Annotated in this window: 17 protein-coding genes; 5 read left to right on the top strand and 12 right to left on the bottom strand. The window is 74.4% G+C overall.

Annotated features, from left to right (window positions below):
• Window positions 1–2 precede the first annotated feature (2 nt).
• Window positions 3–1,283: a dicarboxylate/amino acid:cation symporter gene (locus tag ACZ6PY_RS22730; RefSeq protein WP_466075223.1), complete on the top strand. Its 1,281-nt coding sequence runs from the start codon at window positions 3–5 to the stop codon at window positions 1,281–1,283.
• Between the two features lie 60 nt (window positions 1,284–1,343).
• Window positions 1,344–2,411 (top strand): NADH:flavin oxidoreductase/NADH oxidase, encoded by a 1,068-nt coding sequence (locus ACZ6PY_RS22725; RefSeq protein ID WP_466074889.1) that lies wholly within the window; start codon window positions 1,344–1,346, stop codon window positions 2,409–2,411.
• Between the two features lie 52 nt (window positions 2,412–2,463).
• On the opposite strand, the gene ACZ6PY_RS22720 is transcribed toward ACZ6PY_RS22725, so the two are convergent.
• The 6 genes from ACZ6PY_RS22720 to ACZ6PY_RS22695 all read right to left on the bottom strand — a co-directional run bounded on the left by ACZ6PY_RS22720 (window position 2,464) and on the right by ACZ6PY_RS22695 (window position 11,757).
• Window positions 2,464–5,958 carry an ATP-binding cassette domain-containing protein gene (locus ACZ6PY_RS22720; RefSeq protein WP_466074888.1) on the bottom strand — a complete coding sequence of 1,165 codons (3,495 nt, stop codon included), beginning with the start codon at window positions 5,956–5,958 and terminating at the stop codon, window positions 2,464–2,466.
• A gap of 89 nt (window positions 5,959–6,047) precedes the next feature.
• Window positions 6,048–6,641 carry a TetR/AcrR family transcriptional regulator gene (locus ACZ6PY_RS22715; protein ID WP_154225200.1) on the bottom strand — a complete coding sequence of 198 codons (594 nt, stop codon included), beginning with the start codon at window positions 6,639–6,641 and terminating at the stop codon, window positions 6,048–6,050.
• A 10-nt stretch (window positions 6,642–6,651) separates the two neighbouring features.
• Window positions 6,652–8,802, bottom strand: coding sequence for a YhgE/Pip family protein (locus ACZ6PY_RS22710; RefSeq protein WP_466074887.1), 2,151 nt, complete (start codon window positions 8,800–8,802; stop codon window positions 6,652–6,654).
• Window positions 8,799–9,491, bottom strand: coding sequence for an ATP-binding cassette domain-containing protein (locus tag ACZ6PY_RS22705; protein ID WP_466074886.1), 693 nt, complete (start codon window positions 9,489–9,491; stop codon window positions 8,799–8,801). Before ACZ6PY_RS22705 ends, ACZ6PY_RS22710 begins: the two co-directional genes overlap by 4 nt.
• 121 nt (window positions 9,492–9,612) lie before the next feature.
• Window positions 9,613–10,452, bottom strand: coding sequence for a GNAT family N-acetyltransferase (locus ACZ6PY_RS22700; protein WP_466074885.1), 840 nt, complete (start codon window positions 10,450–10,452; stop codon window positions 9,613–9,615).
• A gap of 78 nt (window positions 10,453–10,530) precedes the next feature.
• On the bottom strand, window positions 10,531–11,757 hold the full coding sequence (locus tag ACZ6PY_RS22695) for an MFS transporter (RefSeq protein ID WP_466074884.1): 1,227 nt from the start codon (window positions 11,755–11,757) through the stop codon (window positions 10,531–10,533).
• A 120-nt stretch (window positions 11,758–11,877) separates the two neighbouring features.
• On the opposite strand from ACZ6PY_RS22695, the gene ACZ6PY_RS22690 reads away from it, so the two are divergent.
• On the top strand, window positions 11,878–12,465 hold the full coding sequence (locus ACZ6PY_RS22690; RefSeq protein ID WP_466074883.1) for a PadR family transcriptional regulator: 588 nt from the start codon (window positions 11,878–11,880) through the stop codon (window positions 12,463–12,465).
• Between the two features lie 63 nt (window positions 12,466–12,528).
• On the opposite strand, the gene ACZ6PY_RS22685 is transcribed toward ACZ6PY_RS22690, so the two are convergent.
• Window positions 12,529–13,350, bottom strand: a complete 822-nt coding sequence (locus ACZ6PY_RS22685) for a class I SAM-dependent methyltransferase (RefSeq protein WP_466074882.1) — start codon at window positions 13,348–13,350, stop codon at window positions 12,529–12,531.
• A 127-nt stretch (window positions 13,351–13,477) separates the two neighbouring features.
• Here ACZ6PY_RS22685 and ACZ6PY_RS22680 point away from each other — a divergent pair, with 127 nt between their 5' ends.
• On the top strand, window positions 13,478–14,164 hold the full coding sequence (locus ACZ6PY_RS22680; RefSeq protein ID WP_466074881.1) for a winged helix-turn-helix transcriptional regulator: 687 nt from the start codon (window positions 13,478–13,480) through the stop codon (window positions 14,162–14,164).
• Window positions 14,165–14,223: 59 nt separating this feature from the next.
• Here ACZ6PY_RS22680 and ispG read toward each other — a convergent pair whose 3' ends face one another.
• The 5 genes from ispG to ACZ6PY_RS22655 form a co-directional block, all read right to left on the bottom strand.
• On the bottom strand, window positions 14,224–15,399 hold the full coding sequence (ispG, locus tag ACZ6PY_RS22675; RefSeq protein ID WP_466074880.1) for a flavodoxin-dependent (E)-4-hydroxy-3-methylbut-2-enyl-diphosphate synthase: 1,176 nt from the start codon (window positions 15,397–15,399) through the stop codon (window positions 14,224–14,226).
• A gap of 9 nt (window positions 15,400–15,408) precedes the next feature.
• Complete coding sequence (locus ACZ6PY_RS22670; protein WP_466074879.1) at window positions 15,409–16,656, bottom strand: M50 family metallopeptidase; 1,248 nt, start codon at window positions 16,654–16,656, stop codon at window positions 15,409–15,411.
• On the bottom strand, window positions 16,656–17,867 hold the full coding sequence (gene dxr, locus ACZ6PY_RS22665) for a 1-deoxy-D-xylulose-5-phosphate reductoisomerase (protein WP_466074878.1): 1,212 nt from the start codon (window positions 17,865–17,867) through the stop codon (window positions 16,656–16,658). The genes ACZ6PY_RS22670 and dxr overlap by 1 nt, the downstream gene beginning before the upstream one ends.
• Window positions 17,868–18,025: 158 nt before the next feature.
• Window positions 18,026–18,496, bottom strand: coding sequence for a YcxB family protein (locus ACZ6PY_RS22660; RefSeq protein WP_466074877.1), 471 nt, complete (start codon window positions 18,494–18,496; stop codon window positions 18,026–18,028).
• A 52-nt stretch (window positions 18,497–18,548) separates the two neighbouring features.
• On the bottom strand, window positions 18,549–19,091 hold the full coding sequence (locus tag ACZ6PY_RS22655) for a GNAT family N-acetyltransferase (protein ID WP_466074876.1): 543 nt from the start codon (window positions 19,089–19,091) through the stop codon (window positions 18,549–18,551).
• 56 nt (window positions 19,092–19,147) lie between these two features.
• On the opposite strand from ACZ6PY_RS22655, the gene ACZ6PY_RS22650 reads away from it, so the two are divergent.
• A complete protein-coding gene (locus tag ACZ6PY_RS22650; protein ID WP_466075221.1) occupies window positions 19,148–19,990 on the top strand; it encodes a YhjD/YihY/BrkB family envelope integrity protein in 843 nt (280 codons plus the stop codon).
• Window positions 19,991–20,032: the final 42 nt, after the last annotated feature.

Here is a 20,032-nt window from a genome sequence, read left to right as displayed (position 1 = left end):
CCCTGCGCAAGATTCCCTTTTCCGTGCAGATCCTGCTCGGCCTCGTCCTCGGCGTGGCGCTCGGCTTCCTCGCCCGCGCCAACGACCTCGCCTGGCTGACGAGCACCCTCGACACCGTCGGCGGCCTCTTCGTCCAGCTGCTCAAGCTGGCCGTGCCGCCGCTCGTCTTCACCGCCATCGTGGTCAGCGTGGTCAGCCTGCGCGGCGTGGCCAACGCCGCCCGGCTGGCGCTCAAGACGCTGCTCTGGTTCGGCATCACCGCGCTGATCTCGGTCGGCATCGGCCTCGGCCTCGGCCTGCTGACCAACCCGGGCAAGGGCGTCACCCTCGACCTGTCCGGCGCCACCGCGCCGAAGAAGACCGGCTCCTGGACCGACTTCCTCACCGGCATCGTGCCCACCAACCCGGTCGGCGCGTTCGTCGAGGGCAACGTGCTCCAGATCGTCTTCCTCGCCCTGGTGATCGGCGCCGCCGCGCTGCTCATCGGTGAGGCGGCCGAACCGTTCGTCAGCCTCAACCGCTCGGTGCTGGCCATCGTGCAGAAGGCGCTCTGGTGGGTCATCCGGCTCGCCCCGATCGGCACCCTCGGCCTCATCGGCAACGCCGTCGCCTCGTACGGCTGGGACCTGCTGGCCCCGCTCGCCAAGTTCACCACCGCCGTCTACGTCGGCTGCGCCATCGTGCTGTTCGTGGTCTACCCGGTGGTGCTCATCGCCGCCGGCCGGCTCAACCCGCTGCGCTTCTTCGCCGGCGCCTGGCCCGCCATCGAGCTGGCCTTCGTGTCCCGCTCCTCGGTGGGCACCATGCCGGTGACCCAGCGCTCGGTCGAGCGCCTCGGCGTCCCCCGCGAGTACGCCTCCTTCGCCGTGCCGTTCGGCGCCACCACGAAGATGGACGGCTGCGCCGCCATCTACCCGGCCCTCGCCGCGATCTTCGTGGCGCAGGTCTTCGGGGTGCACCTGGGCGTCACCGACTACCTGCTGATCGCCTTCGTCTCGGTGGTCGGCTCCGCCGCCACGGCGGGCCTGACCGGCGCGATCGTCATGCTCACCCTGACCCTCAGCACGCTGGGCCTGCCGCTGGCCGGCGCCGGCCTGCTGCTGGCCATCGACCCGATCCTGGACATGATCCGCACCGCCACCAACGTGGCCGGCCAGGCCCTGGTGCCGACCGTCGTGGCCGCCCGCGAGGGCACCCTGGACCGGGCCGCGTACGAGTCGGCCGGCAAGCGCGACCTCATCGACGCCCCGGAGAGTGAGCAGCTCACCCCCGTGGCCGCCTGAGCATCCGATCTCGGGGGGAGGGCTTCGGCCCTCCCCCGACGCCTGTTGAAGGATGACCGTATGAGTGCCCTGTTCACCCCGCTCACCCTGCGCGGCGTCACCCTGCCCAACCGGGTGGCGCTCGCCCCCATGTGCCAGTACAGCGCCGGGCCGGACGGCCTGCCCACCGACTGGCACCGCGTCCACCTCGGCTCCCGCGCGGTCGGCGGCGCCGGACTGATCATCACCGAGGCGACCGCCGTGGTCCCCGAGGGGCGGATCAGCCCCCAGGACACCGGGCTCTGGTCCGCCGCGCACGCCGACGCGTGGCGGCCGATCACCGCCTTCATCACGGCCCAGGGGTCGGTGCCGGCCGTGCAGCTCGCGCACGCCGGGTTCAAGGCGTCGACGTACCGGCCGTGGGCCGAGCGCAAGGGCGGCGTCCCGGACGCCGAGGGCGGCTGGACCCCGGTCGGCCCCGGCGTCGAGCCGTTCCTGCCCGACTACCGCACCCCCACCGCGCTCGACGAGGCCGGCATCGCCGGGGTGGTCGGGGCGTTCGCCACCGCCGCCCGCCGGGCCCTCGACGCCGGCTTCGCCGCCGTGGAGATCCACGCCGCGCACGGCTACCTGCTGCACGAGTTCCTGTCGCCGCTCACCAACCACCGCACCGACGGCTACGGCGGCGACCGCGCCGGCCGGATGCGCCTGACCCTGGAGGTGGCCCGGGCGGTCCGCGCCGCGGTCGGCGAGGTCGTGCCGGTGCTCACCCGGATCTCCGCCACCGACTGGGCGGACGGCGGCTGGACCGTCGAGGACAGCGTGGCGCTCGCCGGCGAGCTGGCCGCCGCCGGCGTCGACCTCGTGGACACCTCCTCCGGCGGCGCCGCCACCCGGGCGAGCATCCCGGTCGGCCCCGGCTACCAGGTGCCCCTCGCGGCCCGGATCCGCCGCGAGGCCGGCGTGCCGACCGGCGCCGTCGGCCTGATCGTCGAGCCCGAGCAGGCCGAGCAGATCGTCGCGACCGGCGAGGCCGATCTGGTCCTCCTCGGCCGCGAACTCCTCCGCGACCCGTACTGGCCCCACCGCGCCGCCGCGAAACTGACCCAGGCCCCCACCTGGCCCCACCAGTACACCCGCGCCTTCTGACCCACCCGGGATCAGCCGGCCAGGTGGCCCGGCCGGCTGACCCCACCGGGGATCAGCCGGCCAGGTGGCCCCAGCGGGACTCCAGGTCCGGCCACGGTCCCTGGGCCGCCACGGTGCCGTCGACCAGCACCACCACGTGGTCCGCGCGTACCAGTGCCGCCCGCTTCGCGGTCGAGCCGACCACCGTCACCCCGTGCTCGCGCAACGCCGCCCAGAGCGCCAGCTCCGTCGTCACGTCCAGCGCGGACGAGACGTCATCGGCGACCAGCAGTTCGGTCCGCGGCGCGAGCGCCCGGGCCAGCGCCAGCCGCTGGAGCTGCCCGCCGGAGAGCCGGGTGCCCTTGTGCCCGATGAGCAGCCCGAGCCCGCCCCCGGCGGCCGCCAGGTCGTGGTCGAGCTGGGCGGTCGACACCGCGCCGGCGGCGTCCACCTGGTGCCCGAGCGCGATGTTGTCGGCCACCGTGCCGGAGAGCACCCGGGGCAGCTGCCCCACGTAGCCGACCTGGCTGGGGCGGAGGAACAGCTCCGGCTCGGTGACCGGTTCGCCGTTCCAGCGCAGCGTGCCGGTGTGGTGCACGATCCCGGCGAGGGCCCGCAGCAGCGACGACTTGCCCGCGCCGACCGGCCCGACCACCAGCACCAGCTGCCCGCGCTCGACGGTCAGGTCGACGTCGCGGACGGCGAGGGTGCCGTCGGAGTGCAGCGCCCCGAAGCCGGTCAGCTCCAGCCGGCGCAGCGGGTGCCGCCGCGGCGGTTCCGGCGCCGGGGCGGTGCCGGCGGCCAGGTCCAGCCCGGGTACGGACGCCGAGTAGGTGGCCACCCCGGTCATCGCGACGGTCCGCCTGGTCCACACCCGGGCCGACGGGTAGTGCGACACCAGGGACGCGGTGGTCCAGGCGAACCAGCGGGCCGCGCCGAGGGTGGAGACGGCGACCAGGGTCGCACCGGCGGAGAGCCCGCCGGTCAGGTAGAGCGCCCACGCCCCGATCGGCAGCAGGCCGCTGGCGATCGACGGGGTGGAACGGGCCCACACCTGCATGGCGATCTCCCGCCGCTGCCGGTCGCTGCGCACGGTGTCCAGCTTCGCGAGGTGGTGCAGCACCGGGCGGGTGGCGCCGGCGAGCTTCACCGTGCGGGCGGCGGACAGCGAGGAGACCAGGGCGGTGGCGAAGGCGGCGCGGGCCTTGACGGTGCCGCCGGCCGTGCGTTCCAGCCGCGGCCCGAACAGGGTCGCCGCCAGCCCGGAGACCACCATGGTCCCGACGAAGAACAGCGCGGGTACGACGCTGCCGGTCACCAGGGTCATGGTGATCACGATGGCCAGCGAGATGAACTGGTCCATGAGGTTGTCGGCGAGCTGCACCACCCGGTCGGTGTCGCCGCCCTGGGCCACCACCTCGGCCGGGGTGTGCCCGCTGACCCGGCGGGCCCCGGTCTGCCCGTGCACCAGCCGCGCGCTGATGCGCAGCATCTGCCGGATCCACCACTGCGGGAACCACAGGTTGGTCAGGTACGGCAGCGGCAGCACCACGAGCAGCGCGGCGACGATGCCGAGCGCCGGCAGCCACGGGTCTCCCCCGCCGACCACCTCGGCCCAGAGCCAGGGCAGCACCGAGCCGTCCAGCCCGAGCAGGGTCATCACGATGAACAGGCAGACGGAGACCAGCCCGTACCGCGGGTCGTTGGTGCCGAGCCGCAGGATCTCCCGCAGGGTCCGCGCGGGCGGTGGCGCGGGCAGCGGCGGCGGGTCGGTGCGCGGCACGGCGACCCGGCGGGGCGCGGTGGCCGGGACCGTCGTCTCGGCCGGCTCGTCGGGCCACCCGTCGGGGCCGTCCAGCAGCTCCACCCCGCCACGGCGGGCGCCGGCGCCCGCGTACGCGCTGGCGTGGCTGGTGGCCAGCAGCTCGGCGAAGCGGGCCGACTCGCGCAGCGGGCCGGCCTCCAGCACCGCCCCGTCGGCCATCACCACGACCTCGTCGCAGCGGCGCACCGAGGAGAGCCGGTGCGCGATGACGATGCCGATCCGGTCGGTGAGCAGCCGTTCGGTGGCCTGGCGTACCCGGTTCTCGGTGACCGGGTCGAGCCGTGCGGTGGCCTCGTCGAGGATGACCACGTGCGGGTCGCGGACCAGGATGCGGGCGAACGCGACGAGCTGTTCCTGCCCGGCGGAGAGCACGTGCCCGCCCTCGCCGAGCCGGGTGTGCACGCCGTCGGGGAGTTCGGCGATCCAGCCGGCCAGCCCGAGTTCCGCAAGCGCCCGGGTGGCGTCGTCGAGCAGGTCCGGGTCGAAGAGCGCGACGTTCTCGGCGAGCGTGCCGGCCAGGATCTCGGTGCGCTGCGGCACCACGGCGATCCACCGGCGCAGGGCCTCGACGTCCAGGTCGACCAGGTCGGTGTCGCCGAGGAGGACGGTGCCGCGGGGCACGTCCACGGCCCGGGTGAGCACCTTGGCAAGCGTCGACTTGCCGGATCCGGTGCGGCCGACCAGGGCGTAGGACCGGCCGCGGGCGAAGGTGAGGTTGACGTCGCGCAGCGCCGGGCCGCGGTCCTCGCCGGTGGCGGGGTAGCGGAAGGTGAGCCCGCGGACGGTCAGGTCACCGTCGACCGGGGCCGCGCCGCCGGTCGGCTCCTGCCGGGAGTCGGCGAGCAGTTGCACCCGCGCCCAGGCACCGAGCGCCTGTTGCAGATGCGGCACCCAGCGGGCGATGTGCTCGACGGTCGCGCCGAAGGCCAGGGCGAGCAGCCAGATCGCGGTGAGCCGGGCGGCGTCCACCCGGCCGGTGGCCAGCGCCCACGCACCGGCCAGGACCACGGCGGCGATGCCGACCCGGACGCCGCCGGCGGCCAGCGCAGTGACCCGGGCGGACAGCCGGAAGACCCGGCCGCCCCGGGAGATCACCTCGGCGGCGCGCCGCGCGTAGAGGCGCAGCACGTACGGGCGGGCCAGGCTGGTGCGCACGTCGTCCTGGCCGTGCACCGCCTCCTCCATGACGGCGGCCAGGTCGGACCAGGCCTCCTCCTCGACCATCCGGGCCGGGGCGATCCGGGCGGTGGGACCGCGCAGCGCCACGCCGAGCAGCGCGGTGAGCAGGATCATCCCGACACCGGCGGGCCACCAGACGACAAGCGCGCTGACCGTGGCGAGCAGGCAGACGGCGACGCCCTGCACGAGCCGCACGCCGGTGTTCCGCATCTCGGCGGCGACCTGGTAGACGTCGTTGTCGATCCGGTCGAGCAGCTCGCCGACCGGGGTGGTCTCCAGGGTGGGCAGGTCCTGCCCGAGCGCGACCCGGCAGAGCCGGCGCCGGACGTCGGCGGACCAGTCGGCGGTGAGGCCGGCCATCAGCAGCCCGATGAGCAGGTCGGTGACCACGGCGGCGACCAGCGCCACGGCCAGCGCCGTGAACCAGCCGGACGAGCGGTGCACCAGCACCGGCCCGGCCAGCGCCGAGGCGGCGGCCTGGCCGCCGGCGCCGAGCAGGATCAACAGCAGGACGACCGCCATCCGACGCGGTGCGGTGGCCCAGAGGTCGCGGAGCAGGCGCATGAAAAGTCCTCCGGACTCGGGTCGGTGGGGGCGGTACCCCCAGCCTCACCCGGCCGGCCACGCCGTTCAAACGATTTACCGCCGCGGTGTCACGTCTGGGCGACCCGGCGGACGATGCCGAGCAGCGCCTCCTGCACGTCCTCGATGGGCCGGTCGGGCTGGAAGACCAGCCAGTCCACGGCCACCACCAGCCCGACGCCGAACAGCGCCGAGCTGGCCGTGCGCACGTCCAGGTCGGCGGGGAGGTCGCCGCTGGCCACCCCGGCGCGTACGGTCTCCGCGATCACCTCGATGGCCTCGCCGCGCAGCAGCCGCAGGGTCTGCTGCCACTCCCGGTTCGTGCGCCACATCTCCGACAGCAGGAGCTGGGCGAAGGCCCGGTAGCGGCGGATGTAGTCCAGCTCGGCGCGGACCAGGGCGGCCAGCGCCTCGCGGGGCGGCAGCCCGGCGACGGCGGCCCGAAACTCGGCGGTGAGCAGGCCGATGCCGTGCCGCAGCAGCTCCTCGAACAGGACCGTCTTGGACTCGAAGTTGTAGTAGACGGTCCCCTTCGCCACGCCGGCCCGGGTCGCGATGTCGTCGACCGTGGTGGCCGAGAAGCCCTGTTCGGCGATGAGCTCGACCGCCGCCACGAAGAGGCGCTGGCGGGTGTCCTCCCGTCGGCGGGTCCGTCCGTCCGTCACCCGCCCATCCTCACATGGTCAGTTCGGGGTGCAGTCTGGCCGGGGTGAGCCGGCGGGAGCGGCGGGCCGCGCCGACGGTGAGCGCCAGGCCGCCCGCGCCGAACGCGAGCAGCACCAGCGCCCCGGTGACCACCGGCCCGGCCGGCCCGCCGTTGATCGTGTGCCGCAGGCCGCCCACCACGTACGTCATGGGCAGCCACGGGTGGATGGCCTGGAAGAAGCCGGGCGAGGTCTGCACCGGGTAGGTGCCGCCGGAGGAGGTGAGCTGGAGCATGAGCAGGGCCAGCGCGGCGAGCCGGCCGGCCGGGCCGAGCGCGACGCCGAGGAGCTGCATGATCGCGGTGAACGCCAGCGAGGTGAGCGCGAGCAGCCCGACGGTCGCCGGCCCGTGCCGCGGGTCGAGGCCCAGCGCCAGGGTGACCACCGTGTAGAGCACCGCGACCTGGGCCAGCCCGATCGCCGCGGCGGGCAGCCAGCCGGCGAGTACGACCCGCCAGCCGGGGGCGCCGGACATCACGTGCCGCCGGTTCACCGGCCGCAGCAGCATGTACGTGATCATCGCGCCGACCCAGAGCGCCAGGGCCAGGAAGTACGGGGCGAAGCCCACCCCGTACGAGCCGGCCGGGTGGTCGGAGTGGCGGATCAGCCCGACCGGGTCGCCGAGGACGTCGGCGCGGCTGCCCGCGTCGTCGTACCCGGGCAGCTTCCTCTCCCCGGCGGCAAGCCCGTCGGCGAGGTCGCCGGCACCGCCCTCCAGTTTGGTCAGCCCGTCGGCGAGGCGGTTGCTGCCGGTGCTGAGCTGGGCCAGGCCGCCGTCGAGTTGGCGAGCCCCGGTGGCCAGCCGGTAGAGGCCGCCCCGGAGCTGGTCGGCGCCGTCCGCGGCGTCGCCGAGCCCGTCGCGGAGCTTCGCGCTGCCCTGGGCCAGGGTGGTGAGCCCGGTGGCGAGCTGGTCGACCTTTGCGCGGGCCGTGGCGACGTCGTCGGCCAGGTGCGGCGCGGCGGCGGCCACCTCGCGGGCGGTCTGCGCCACCTCGGTCATCTGCTTCTTCAGCGCGGCGAGGTCGGTCCTGTCCAGCGCGGCGACCATGGCCCGGGAGGCGGTGACCGCCTGGTCGGCGGCCTTGCGGGCGGCCACCAGGTTCGGGTCGTCGGCCAGTTCGGGGTGCTCCTCGACCAGCGCGTCGAGCCGGTCGCGCACCTTCTCCGCCTGGCCGACCACCTCGTCGGCCCGGGCCGGCAGCGCGTCGAGGCCGTCGGCGAGCGCCTGCGCGCCCTCGGCGACCAGCGTGGCGGCCCGCTGGATGTCGGTGGCGTTGCGCCGGAGCAGCGGCTCGTACCTGTCCGCCGCGGCGTCGACCTGCTGGGCGGCGGCGCGGGTCTCGGTGGCCGCCCGGTTGGCGCCGTCGGCGATCTGCGCCGCCCCGGTGTAGAGCTGGTCCAGGCCGGTGGCCAGCCTGGTCGCCCCCTGCACGGAGGTGTTCAGCCCGCCGGCGAGCTGCCCGGCGCCGTCCTCGGCCGTGCCCAGCCCGTCGGCGAGCTGCCCGGCGCCGTCCTGCGAGGTGCCGAGGCCGTCGTGGATCTGGTCGGCGCCGTCGGCGGCCCGGCCGGTCTCGGCCTTGGCGTCGGTGAAGCCGATGAGCATCTTGTCGAAGTACGACGCGGCGGTGCTCTCGGCGGCGGCGGCCCGGATCTCGCTGAACGCGGAGCGGGCGAGCAGCCCGGAGAGGTAGTTGGTGGCGTCGTCGTTGACCACCTTCAGTTCGCCCCGGCGCGCCGGCCGGTCCGGCTCGGGGCTGGCGGCCAGGGTGGCCGAGAAGTCGGCCGGGATGGAGAAGACCAGGTGGTAGCGGCCGTCGCGGAGCCCGTCGGTGGCGTCGGCCGGGTCGGTCACCGTCCAGCCGAAGACCTTACGGTCGAGCAGTTCGTCGGTGAGGTCGCGGCCGGCGTGCACCTCGCTGCCGTCGCTCGCCTTGGCGGGCCGGTCGGCGTTGACCAGGGCCACCGGGATCCGGTCGAGGTTCCCGTACGGGTCCCAGAAGGCGTAGAGGTAGAGGGCGCCGTAGAGCAGCGGGATGACGGTGAGGACGGCGAGCGCGGCGCGCGGCAGCCGGCCCCGGGTCATCCGGCGCAGCTCGAACAGCGCGAGTCGTACGACACTCATGCGGTCACCTCGGAAGCCAGGGCGGGGGTGGGCAGGGTCGGGTCGCCGATCCGGTGGGTGATCGCGGTCGCGCCCGGTTCGACGGCGCGGGCGCTGGCGACCACGGCGTACCCCTGGTCGGCGAGGCGGGCCAGTGCGGCCCAGATCCACGCCCGCTCGGGCGCGTCGGCGCCGGCGTCCACGTCGTCGGCGACGATCAGGCTCGGGCCGCTGAGGCTGGCCAGCACCAGCCCGAGCACCTGCCGCTCCACGGGGGTGAGGTCGCGGCCGTACCGGTCGGGGTCGAGTGGGTCGTCGGTGAAGCCGGCGCCGGCGAGGGCGGCGGCGAGGGCGTCGCGCCGGTAGGCCCGCCGGGCCCGCACGGCGGCGACCGGGACGAGCTGCCGGCGGCGGCGCGGCACCGGCCCGAGCAGCAGCAGCCGTTCCTGGATGTGCTCGGCGACGGTCAGCGTGGGGTCGGGCTCGTGCACCCCGGCGACCTGCCCGAGCGCGGCCGGACCCCGCCGGCGCAGCTCGCCGTGGGTGTGCGGGAAGCGCCCGGCCAGGGCGAGCAGCAGCGAGGTACGCCCGCTGCCCGGCGGACCGGTGACGGCGTGCAGCTCCCCGGCCTCGGCCGTGAGGTCGACCTCGCGGTAGACCCAGCCGCGGCGGGTGCGCAGCCCCAGCCCGCTGGCTTCGACGATCTTCATCGCACCGTTCCCGACTTCTAAACTGACCGGTCAGTACAAAAACAAGGTCAGCATAGCGTCGACTGTCCGGTTCGGCGCAAGGTGGAGCGACGTGATCCCGGCCATGCGGCCCGGGTCGTCCTCAGAACAGCACGGTGGCGAGCGTGCCGACCGGGCGGAAGCCGCAGCGCTGGTAGACCCGGCGGGCGGGCAGGTTGAAGTCGTTCACGTAGAGGCTCACCGAGGGGGCGACCCGCTCCAGCGCGTCGCGCATCACGGCCGCCATGGCCGCGGTCGCGATGCCCCGGCCCCGCCACTCCGGCGCGACCCAGACCCCCTGCACCTGCGCGGTCCGCCGGGTGACCACGGCCAGCTCGGCCTTGAAGACCACCCTGCCGTCCACGAACCGGGCGTAGGCCCGGCCCGCACGGACCAGGTCGGTCACCCGCCGCCGGTAGCCGCGCCCGCCGTCCTCGGCCAGCGGCGACACCCCGACCTCCTCGGTGTACATGGCCACCGCCGCCGGGAAGAGCCGGTCGACCTCACTGCCGCGGACCCGGCGCACCTCCGGGTCGGGCGCCACGGCGGGCAGCGCCTCCGTGGCCAGCAGGGGCTGGTTGGGGCGTACGTCCCGGGCCGGACCCCAGTGGGCGGAGAGGCGGTCCCACAGCCCGAGCACGGCGTCGGCCCGGCCCACGATCGACGAGCAGAGCCGCTCCTCGGTGCTCAACTGCTCGGCGAAGGCGGCCACCGCCGACTCCGAGGCGAGCACCGGGGTCAGGTTGCCGCCCAGCCAGCAGATGGACTCCAGGTTGCGGCGCGAGCCGTAGCCCAGGATCCGCCCCTCGGCGCGCCACCAGGCCAGCCCCCGCGCCGCCACCCGCTCGGCGACCTGCGCGCCCGCGTACGGGTCGAGGTCGAGCAGCCGTTCGACAGCACGGCGCTCCGACTCCCCGAGCTGGCGTACCGGAAGCGTGAGCACGGATACCAGCCTGCCAGATGCACCCGGCCCCGCGCGGGCCGACCTGAAGACGCCGGACGATCGGTGGTGAGCGGCGGCTCAGCCGACCGGAACCGGTTCCGCGTCCGGCACGGCGGGCCGGGTCCGGGCCGCCCAGCGCACCACCGGCGGCACCAGCACCCCGAGCACCAGGAACAGCCCACCGAGCAGCAGCCACCCCGGCACGCCCCAGCCGATCGCCAGGGTGGTCACCACCACCGGGGCGACCATCGAGCCGAGCTGCATGCCCATCCCGTACGCGCCCTGGTACTGGCCCTGCGCGTGGGCGGGGGCGAGCCCGAAGGAGATGCCCCAGCCGGCCGCCGCATGCCACAACTCCCCCACCACGTGCACCAGCGCGCCGCCGAGCAGCAGGGGCACCGCCACCGCGACCGGCACGCCGCCGCCGGCCGCGAAGAGGGCGCAGGCGACCGCGATCACCGCGCCGGCCCGGCGGGCTGCCCGGCCGGCCCCGGCGAGGTCCTCGGTGCCCCGCGAGGCGCGGACCTGGAAGAGCACCACCACCACGGTGTTGACCAGCAGGCAGGCGGAGATCAGCCAGCGCGGCGCGGTGGTGTGTCCGGCGATCCAGAGCGGCAGGGCGATGTTGATCAGGCTGAAGTGCATCGACATGAGCCCGTCGAGCACCGTGAAGGCGAGGAACGGCCGGTCCCGCAGGGCGATGAGCCGCGGCCCGTGGGTCGGCGCCGGCACCGGCGGCACGGCGGGCAGCCGGAGCAGCACGGCCGCGGCCACCAGGTAGGTCGCGCAGTCGAGCAGGATCAGCGACACGTACGCGGTCCGGGTGTCGGCGGCCAGGCCGAAGCCGGCCAGCACGGTGCCCACCGAGATCCCGACGTTGGTGACCGCGCGCAGGTAGGCCCGGGTGTGCACCCGCTGGTCCGGCGGTACCGCGCCGGCGATCAGCGCGCCCCGGGCGCCCCGGGTCGCGGAGTCGGCGACCGCCATCAGCACCCCGACCACCAGGAAGCCGGCGAAGGAGCGGACGGCCACCAGGGCGGCGGTGAACCCGGCGGAGGCGAGCAGCGCGGTGATCTGGAGCCCGCGGGGGCCGAGCCGGTCGGCCAGGTAGCCCATCGGCGTGCTGGTCACGAGGCTCACCAGCGCGGTGAGGGTGAGGGCGACGCCGACCTGGGCCACGGTGAGCCCGACCGAGCGGGTGAGGAAGAGCGCGCTGGCGGTGAGCCACGTGCCCCGGCCCACGGTGTTGATCAGGGTGGACAGGGCGAGGGTCCGGGACGGGCCCGGTTCGGGAAGCAGGCGCACACCGAGACCCTAGCAAAACGTACGTACGGTTTGGAGCCCCGTCTCGGGATCCTCTTGTCGGCGATGCATTGCCGATATATCGTTGATGCATCAGGTATAGGACGACAGAAGGAGAGCCCGATGGGTTTCCACCGACGGATGCACGCCGTGCACGACGAGATGCGGATGCGGGGCTTCGGCTTCCCGCCCGTGCCCCCGGGACCGCCGCCGTTCCCGCCCGGACCGCACGGTCACGGTCACGGCCGTGGGCGCGGCCGGGGACGCGGCCGCCGGCCCAACGTGCGCGGCGCCGTGCTGGCGCTGCTCACCGAGCGGCCGATGCACGGCTACGAGATGATCCAGGAGATCGACTCCCGGACCGGCGGGGCCTGGCGCCCCAGCCCCGGCTCGATCTACCCGACCCTCCAGCTGCTGGAGGACGAGGGCGTCGTCGCGGCCGCCGCCGACTCCGACGGCGGGCGGAAGCGGTTCGCCCTCACCGAGCAGGGCCAGGCCGAGGCCGCCGAGGCGGCGCAGACCCCGCCCTGGGGTGAGTTCGCCGAGCAGACCGTGAACAGCTGGCACGACATCCGCGACGCCGGGGCGCAGGCCATGCACGCCCTGCGGCAGGTCATGATGACCGGCACCGACGACCAGCGGGCCCGCGCCGCCCAGGTGCTCGACGAGACCCGGCGCAAGCTGTACGCGATCCTCGCCGAATCCGAGTGAGTCGCCGCAGACGGTTCGCCGGCCGGGGTGGTCACGGGACCGCCACCCCGGCCGGCGCCGCCGTCAGCCGCGCCGCCGGGCCGTGACCAGCAGGTACTCCCAGCGCATCACCCCGGCCTCGGTGTGCCGCCGGGCCAGGTCCGCGAGATCGCCGTCGAGCGCGGCGACCCGCTCGGGGTCCTCGGCGTTGGCCCGGTACACCGCGATCGTCGGCCCGTAGTGGGCCTTGAAGTAGTCGCGAAAGTCCTCGGGAGCGGCGAACCGGTCCACGGTGACCGTCTCGCGGCGCAGCACGAGATCGGTGACCCGGTCGCCGAGCAGGGCCCGGACGTGCTCCTCGTCGCCCCACAGCGGCGGCGGCTGCGCCCCGGGCGGCGGCGGGGGCGCGTACGGCCTCATGGTGGCGAACAACTGCCCGATGAAACCCTCGGGAGTCCAGTTGACCAGGCCGATCGTGCCGCCCGGCCGGCAGACCCGGACCAGTTCGTCGGCGGCGGCCCGGTGCCGGGGTGCGAACATCACCCCCACACAGGACAGCACCCGGTCGAACTCCCCGTCCGCGTACGGGAGCGCCTCGGCGTCGGCCTCCTGCCAGTCCAGCTCCGCGCCACGCTTCGCGGCCAGCGCCCGCCCGATGTCCAGCAGCTCCGGGGTCAGGTCGCTGGCCACCACCTGGGCCCCGGCCAGGGCCGCCGGGACGGCCGCGTTGCCGGTGCCGGCGGCCACGTCCAGCACCCGGTCACCGGGCCCCACCCCCGCCGCCCTCACCAGGACCGCCCCCAGCTCGGGGATGACCTCCTCGGCGACCGTGGCGTAGCTGCCGAGAGCCCACATCCGCCGGTGCCCGGCCTTCACGGCCCGGTCCCGCTCCATCTCGTCGATCATTCTCTGCTCCTCCGTCTCGTCCTGGCAGGGACGCTAGGCAGCGGAGGAGCGGCCACCCAGTACGAGATGTGTACCGCTCCCGACAGGTTCCTGGCCCGGCCCGTCCCGGCGGCGTAGCGTGCCGCCCATGGGGGCCTCCTACCACCAGTTCTGCCCCGTGGCGAAGGCCATGGAGCTGCTCGACGAGCGCTGGACGCTGCTCGTCGTCCGGGAACTGGTGAGCGGATCCGAGCGCTTCAACGAGCTGCGCCGCGGCCTGCCCCGGATGTCGCCCACCCTGCTGTCCCGGCGGCTGCACCAGCTCGTCCGCGCCGGTGTGGTCGAGCGGCACGTCGACGGCGCCGACGTGCGGTACGTCCCCACCCAGGCCGGCCGCGAGCTGCGGCCGGTGCTCGAGGCGCTCGGCGCCTGGGGGGTGCGCTGGATCGGCGAGCTGGGCGATCCCGACCTGGACCCGAAGCTCCTGCTGTGGGACATGCACCGGCACGTCGACCACGAGGCGGTGCCGCCCGGACGTACCGTCGTGCACTTCCGCTTCCGGGACGTGCCCGCGGCACTGCGCGACTGGTGGCTGGTCATCGCCACCGGGGAGGCCGACGTCTGCGACGTGGACCCCGGGCACGACGTGACCGTGACGGTGACCGCGAGCCTGCGCGCCCTCGTCCAGGTGTGGCTGGGCGACCTGGACTGGCCGGCGGCGCTGCGCGGCGGCGCCGTCGAGGTGGCCGGGCCGGAGGCGCTGCGCCGGGCCCTGCCCCGGTGGTTCACCCTCTCCGAGTTCGCCGCCGTGCCCCGGCCGGTGGCGCGGGCCTGAGACGGCGCGTGCGGCCGCCCCCCGGTGGGGACGGCCGCACGTCGTCGGTGGCGCGGCGGTCAGTGCACGGTGACCGTGGCGCCGCCCGGCACCAGGCCGCGCAGCTCCTCGGGGATCTCGGCGCCCATCTCGTCGGCGATCCGCAGCGCCTCCTCGATGAGCGTCTCCACGATCTGGCCCTCGGGCACGGTCTTGACCACCTGGCCCTTGACGAAGATCTGGCCCTTGCCGTTGCCGGAGGCGACACCGAGGTCGGCCTCGCGGGCCTCACCCGGGCCGTTCACCACGCAGCCCATGACGGCCACGCGCAGCGGCACCGGCAGCCCCTCCAGGCCTGCGGTGACCTCCTCGGCCAGCTTGTAGACGTCGACCTGGGCACGGCCGCAGGACGGGCAGGAGACGATCTCCAGACCCCGCTCGCGCAGGCCCAGCGACTCCAGGATCGCGGTGCCGACCTTGATCTCCTCGACCGGCGGGGCGGACAGCGAGACCCGGATGGTGTCGCCGATCCCCTCGGCGAGCAGCGCGCCGAACGCCACCGCGGACTTGATGGTGCCCTGGAACGCCGGGCCCGCCTCGGTCACGCCCAGGTGCAGCGGGTAGTCGCACTTCTCGGCGAGCTGCCGGTACGCCCGGATCATCACCACCGGGTCGTTGTGCTTCACCGAGATCTTGATGTCCCGGAAGCCGTGCTCCTCGAACAGCGAGCACTCCCAGAGTGCCGACTCGACGAGCGCCTCGGCGGTGGCCTTGCCGTACTTGGCCAGGAGACGCTTGTCCAGTGAGCCGGCGTTCACGCCGATCCGGATCGGCACGCCCGCGTCGCCGGCCGCCCGGGCGATCTCCTTGACCTTGTCGTCGAACTGCCGGATGTTGCCCGGGTTCACCCGGACCGCGGCGCAGCCGGCGTCGATCGCCGCGAAGACGTACTTCGGCTGGAAGTGGATGTCGGCGATCACCGGGATCTGCGACTTCCTGGCGATCGCGGGCAGCGCCTCGACGTCGTCCTGGGACGGCACGGCCACCCGGACGATCTGGCAGCCGGACGCGGTCAGCTCGGCGATCTGCTGGAGGGTGGCGTTCACGTCGGCGGTCAGGGTGGTGGTCATGGACTGCACCGAGACCGGCGCGCCCCCACCGACCGGCACCGAACCGACCATGATCTGGCGGCTGGCCCGGCGCGGGGCGAGCGGCGGCGGCGGTACGGGGGGCATACCGAGACTGACAGCGGTCACTTCAGGCACTCACCTTGAGAAGAGCGTGATCGGGTTGACGACGTCCGCGGTGACGGTCAGGAGCGTGAACGCGCCACCGACGAGGATCACCGCGTACGTGAGGGGCATGAGCTTCAGGTAGTCGACGCGGCCCGGGTCGGCCCGGCCGATCCGGGCGTAGAGCCAGGAGCGGGCCCGCTCGAACCAGGCGATGGCGATGTGACCGCCGTCCAGCGGGAGCAGCGGCAGCAGGTTGAACACGCCGATGAAGAAGTTCAGCGAGACGAAGAGCATGAAGAACACCAGCCAGGCGTTGTTCTCCACGGCCTCGCCGCCGAGCCGGCTGGCGCCGACCACGCTGATCGGGGTGTCCACGTCCCGCTCGCCGCCGGTGACCGCGGTCCAGAGGGCGGGGACCTTCTGCGGGATCCGCTGCATGGCGTGCAGGGTCTGCACCGCCATGTTGCCGGTGAAGTCGGCGGTCGCGCCGAACGCGCCGGCCGGACCGTACTGGACCCGGGTCGGGGTGGTCGGCTGGAGCGCGACGCCGAGGGCGGACACCGCCGAGGTGGCACCCTTCGGGTCGCCCAGCGGCGGGCGCTGCACGGCGGCCAGGTCGACGGTGGCGGTGGCGGGCTTGCCGTCGCGGACGTACTCGACGGTGGCCGCGCCGGGTGGGGTGGCCCGGACCACGTCCAGCATGTCGCCCCAGGTGGAGACCGGCCGGCCGTTCACCGCGGTGATCCGGTCGCCGTCCCGCAGCTGGGCCTTCGCGGCCGGGCTGGCCGGGTCGCCGGCCTGGCAGGCGCGGCCGGCGTTCTCCACCACCACGCACGGGGCCAGGGCGATCACGGCCGGCTCGGCCTTGAAGCCCTCCTCCGTGCTCGGGAACTCCGGGTTGGGCAGGCCGGCGGAGACCGCGAGGATCCAGAGGGTCACGAGGGCCAGGGCGAAGTGGGTGATGGAGCCCGCGGACATCACGATCGTCCGCTTCCACACCGGGTAGCGCCACATGGCGCGCTTCTCGTCCCCCGGTTCCACGTCGTCGTCCTGCGGGGTCATCCCGACGATCTTGCAGAAGCCGCCGAGCGGGACGCCCTTGACGCCGTACTCGGTCTCGCCGCGCCGAAACGACCAGAGCGTCGGCCCGAAACCGACGAAGTAGCGGGTGACCTTCATCCCGAACGCCTTGGCGGTGAGCATGTGCCCCGCCTCGTGCAGGCTCACCGAGATGAGGATCGCCAGGGCGAACAGCGCCACCCCGAGCAGGTAACTCATCAAGCTCCTTCCAGCGACCCGGCGATGATCGCCTGGGCGTGCCCCCGTGCCCACGACTCGGCGGCGAGCACGTCCTCGACGGTACCTGGTTCGTCGAAGTCCGGAGCGTCCTCCAACACCCGTTCCAGGGTGTCGACGATGCCGAGGAAGGGCAGCCGGCCCGCCACGAAGGCCGCCACGCACTCCTCGTTCGCCGCGTTGTAGATCGCCGGCCGGCAGCGCCCGGCCGCGCCGGCCGCCTTGGCCAGCGCGACCGCCGGGAACGCGGCGTCGTCGAGCGGGAAGAACTCCCAGCTGTGCGCCCGGGTCCAGTCGACCGCGGCGGCGGCACCGGGCACCCGGTCCGGCCAGCCGAGGCCGAGCGCGATGGGCAGCCGCATGTCCGGCGGGCTGGCCTGGGCGAGCGTCGAGCCGTCGGTGAACTCGACCATCGAGTGGATCACCGACTGCGGGTGGACCATCACCTCGATGTCGGCGTAGGGCACGTCGAACAGCTCGTGCGCCTCGATCACCTCCAGCGCCTTGTTGACCATGGTGGCGGAGTTGATCGTCACCACCGGACCCATGTTCCAGGTGGGGTGCGCCAGCGCCTGCTCCGGTGTGACCTCGGTCAACTCGTCGCGCCGGCGGCCCCGGAACGGCCCGCCGCTGGCGGTCACCACGAGCCGGCACACCTCGCCGCGGGTGCCGCCGCGCAGGCACTGGGCCAGCGCCGAGTGCTCGGAGTCCACCGGGACGATCTGCCCCGGCCGCGTCACCGCCGCCCTGACCAGCGGGCCGCCGGCGACGAGGGACTCCTTGTTGGCCAGCGCGAGGGTACGCCCGGCGCGCAGCGCGGCCAGGGTCGGCGCGAGCCCGAGCGAGCCCACCACCGCGTTGAGCACCACGTCGCAGGGCCACCCGGCCAGCTCGGTCATCGCGTCCGGCCCGGCCACGATCTTGGGCAGCTTGAAGTCGCCGGTGGCCCAGCCGCGCCGGCTCGCCTCGGCGTAGAACGCGAGCTGGAGATCCTGGGCGGCGGACGCCCGGGCCACCCCGACCGCCTCCACACCCAGCTCCAGGGCCTGCGCGGCGAGCAGTTCGACGTTGCCGCCGCCGGCGCCGAGAGCCACCACCCGGAACCGCTCCGGGTTGCGCCGGACGATGTCGATGGCCTGGGTGCCGACCGAACCGGTGGAGCCGAGCAGGACGAGGGCGCGGGGAGACGTCACGCGCCCATTCTTCCCCAGCCCTCCTGAGTGCCCGCTGGGAGCCTCACTCCCCCGCGCCGGCCTCCTCCTCGGGCGGGATCGAGACAGCGGATCTTGGAAACTTGCCGTTCGCTGCGAACGGCAAGTTTCCAAGATTCAGAGAGCGGGGGCGGCGACCGTCACGCGAGCAGGTCGCGGGCTCGGAGGAAGGCGAACAGCTCCTGCTGCTTCTCGGCCGGGAGGGCGAAAGTCGGAAGGAAGATCGCCGCGCCCCCGACGAGCTTCACGTAGAGCTGGTCCCCGAGCTGCTCGACCCGGGTCACCGTCGACCAGCGCAACAGGCCGTATCCCTCCTCACTCACGTACTTCAGGCCCTCCTCCGAAAGAGCCCAGCGCGTCGGCGCGCGGTTTCCGCGCCATGCCGCCTCCACCGCCCGGTGCAGCATCAGAGCCGGGGAGAAGAAAAAGAAGAGCACGGCGCTGGCGGCGAGGAGCGTCGCGACCATCCGGGGCGCCGGGAGCAGGGCGACGATCGCCAGTCCACCCAGGGAGAGTCCCGTGCCGCGGTACGGCATGAAAACGCGGCGCAGGTGCCGGCGGTAGGCAGCCGTGAACCTGACCCGGTCCGGTGCCGCCTCGAACTCGATCATCACGGCAGCGGACGTTACGGCCTGCCACCACCCGGCGATGTCCGCCGAACGGCTACGCCGGGCGGGCCAGGACGAAGGTTTCCAGTTCGGCGCCGCCGTACCAGTCGGTGCGGGTGCCGACGTGGGTCATGCCGAGGCGCCGGGCGACCGCCATCGACGGCTCGTTGCCGGCCATCACCACCGCGTGGACCTGTCGGGTGCCGGCGGCGAACTCGCGCTCCAGCACGGCCCGGGCCGCCTCGGTGGCGTAGCCGTGCCCCTGCGCGTCGGGATGCAGGTGCCAGCCGACCTCGATGTCGTCGGTGGGCGTGACCCCGTCCCGCCCGGGCAGCGGCTTGAGCAGGACGCTGCCGACCGCCCGACCGGTCCCGCGCGGCTCGATCGCCCAGATGCCCCAACGCCCGGCGTACGGCGCGTAGCGCTCACGCCAGGAGTGCAGGCGCTCGCGGGCCTCGGCCGGGTCGGTCATCCGCCCCGCGCCGCCGCCGAGCCAGCGCATCACCTCGTCGCGCGAGTAGATGTCATAGATCCGGGCCAGGTCGTCCGGGGAATCCGTCCAGTCCCGGACCACCAGCCGTTCGGTCGAGGTGATCACACGCCGGATCGTAATGCGTGCCGGGGCGTCCCACGGGGAACGAGGTGGCGGTGGCGGTGGGTGCGGGATGGCAGTGGGCGAAGCGGATCACCGGCGTGGCGTTCGGGCCGGTACGCGGCCGGGACCTCTCGCTGCACGCCGCCGCGATCACGTTCTACGGGGCCATCGCCGTGGTGCCGGTGGCGCTGCTGGCGATCTGGCTGACCGGGCTGGTGGCCGGGGACGACCGGGTGCGCCGGCTCACCTCGTACGCGATCAACACGCTGCCCACCGACATCGGCGCCGACCGGGCGGTGGCCGCGCTGGTGGAGGCCGGGTTGGGGTTGACGCCGCTGCTGGCGCTGGCCGCGCTGCTGCCGGCGTCGCTCTACGGCGAGGGGCTGCGCCGCGCGTTCGTCTCCGTCGCCATCCCCCGCGGGCAGGCCGGGACCCTCGTCGGCTGGCGGGGCCGGCTGCTGCTGCTTCCGCTGCTGGCCCCCGCCCCGGCGCTGCTGCTGGCGGTGCTGCTGGCGCTCCCGCTCACCACCCACCTGGTCCGGCAGGGCGGCTGGCTGGGGGCGCTGGGCGTGGTGCTCTCCTTCCTGGCCACGTGGCTGGTGCTCACGCCGGTGCTGGTCTGGGTGTTCCGCGTGGTCGGGCCGGCCGCCCCGGACTGGCTCGCCACGCTGGGCCTGGGCTCGTTCACCGCGGCGAACCTGTCCGGGTTCCTGCACGGCTTCGTGCTGTTCTGCTCGCTGCCGCTGGACCTGGGAGCGCCGTTCGGCGGGTTCGACGAGATCGGCGGCGGGGTCGCCGTGCTGCTCTGGCTCTACCTGTTCCACGTGATCGTGCTGGCCGGCTACTCCGCCACCCTGGCGCTCTCCCGCTGGCGGGCCGCCCGGGCGGCCGCCCGCGCCTGACCGCCGGCCCCGGTTCCGCGTACGCTCCGCCGACCCCTCCCC

Source organism: Micromonospora sp. NPDC048907 (assembly GCF_055586885.1).
This window is presented reverse-complemented; position numbering and strand designations above follow the sequence as displayed.

Bases quoted from the DNA above. Each gene is read 5' to 3' on its own strand.
- ACZ6PY_RS22725 (WP_466074889.1), top strand. From the start codon at position 1,344: ATGAGTGCCCTGTTCACCCCGCTCACCCTGCGCGGCGTCACCCTGCCC.
- ACZ6PY_RS22720 (WP_466074888.1), bottom strand. From the start codon at position 5,958: ATGCGCCTGCTCCGCGACCTCTGGGCCACCGCACCGCGTCGGATGGCG.
- ACZ6PY_RS22710 (WP_466074887.1), bottom strand. From the start codon at position 8,802: ATGAGTGTCGTACGACTCGCGCTGTTCGAGCTGCGCCGGATGACCCGG.
- ACZ6PY_RS22705 (WP_466074886.1), bottom strand. From the start codon at position 9,491: ATGAAGATCGTCGAAGCCAGCGGGCTGGGGCTGCGCACCCGCCGCGGC.
- ACZ6PY_RS22690 (WP_466074883.1), top strand. From the start codon at position 11,878: ATGGGTTTCCACCGACGGATGCACGCCGTGCACGACGAGATGCGGATG.
- ACZ6PY_RS22685 (WP_466074882.1), bottom strand. From the start codon at position 13,350: ATGATCGACGAGATGGAGCGGGACCGGGCCGTGAAGGCCGGGCACCGG.
- ACZ6PY_RS22680 (WP_466074881.1), top strand. From the start codon at position 13,478: ATGGGGGCCTCCTACCACCAGTTCTGCCCCGTGGCGAAGGCCATGGAG.
- ACZ6PY_RS22670 (WP_466074879.1), bottom strand. From the start codon at position 16,656: ATGAGTTACCTGCTCGGGGTGGCGCTGTTCGCCCTGGCGATCCTCATC.
- ACZ6PY_RS22660 (WP_466074877.1), bottom strand. From the start codon at position 18,496: ATGATCGAGTTCGAGGCGGCACCGGACCGGGTCAGGTTCACGGCTGCC.